The organism is Streptomyces aurantiacus JA 4570, assembly GCF_000414115.1.
In the GTDB taxonomy this organism is placed as follows: Bacteria; Actinomycetota; Actinomycetes; order Streptomycetales; family Streptomycetaceae; genus Streptomyces; species Streptomyces aurantiacus_A.
Genome location: NZ_AOPZ01000480.1, coordinates 1 through 694 on the forward strand (window position 1 = coordinate 1; position 694 = coordinate 694).

Annotated in this window: 1 protein-coding gene; it reads right to left on the reverse strand. The window is 75.4% G+C overall.

Annotated features, from left to right (window positions below):
- Window positions 1–694, reverse strand: a 694-nt coding sequence (locus STRAU_RS35455) for a ketoacyl-synthetase C-terminal extension domain-containing protein (protein WP_037664058.1), incomplete at both ends; no start/stop codon positions are given.

The following is a 694-nucleotide window of genomic DNA, read 5'->3' on the forward strand; positions in this document are numbered from 1 at the left end:
CACCAGTCACCGCCCGCCCCATGACGACGCCACCAGCCGAGCTGTCGCCCTCGGCCAGTCGCTCGAGCCCGGCGAGCAGTTCCTCCCGGTCCCGGCCGAGGACGACGCCCCGCTGCTCGAACCGCGACCGCGAAACCGCCAGCGACCAGGCCACATCGCCGATGCCCGGCGCGGTGTCGGCCAGCAGCCGTTCCCGGAGCCGTGCCGCCTGCGCCCGCAGGGCGTCCGGTGTCCTGCCGGACAGGGCCAGCGGGACCACACCCGCCACGACCGGGTCCGGGCCGTCGGCCTCCCCCTCCGGGGCGGCGGGCTCCTCGGCGCGCGGCGCCTGCTCCACGATGACGTGGGCGTTCGTACCGCTGACGCCGAAGGAGGAGATACCGGCGCGGCGCGGCGCGCCGCCGTCGCGTTCGGCCCACTCGCGGGCCTCCGTCAGGAGTTCGACGGCCCCTGCCGACCAGTTCACCTCGGGTGTCGGCTCGTCCACGTGCAGCGTGCGGGGCAGTATGCCGTGCCGCATGGCGAGGACCATCTTCATCAGGCCCGCGACGCCGGCGGCCGCCTGCGTGTGGCCGATGTTGGACTTGATGGAGCCGAGCCACAGGGGCTCCCCGGCCTCGGCGCGCTCCTGACCGTAGGTGGCGAGCAGCGCCTGCGCCTCGATGGGGTCGCCGAGGGTGGTGCCCGTGCCGTG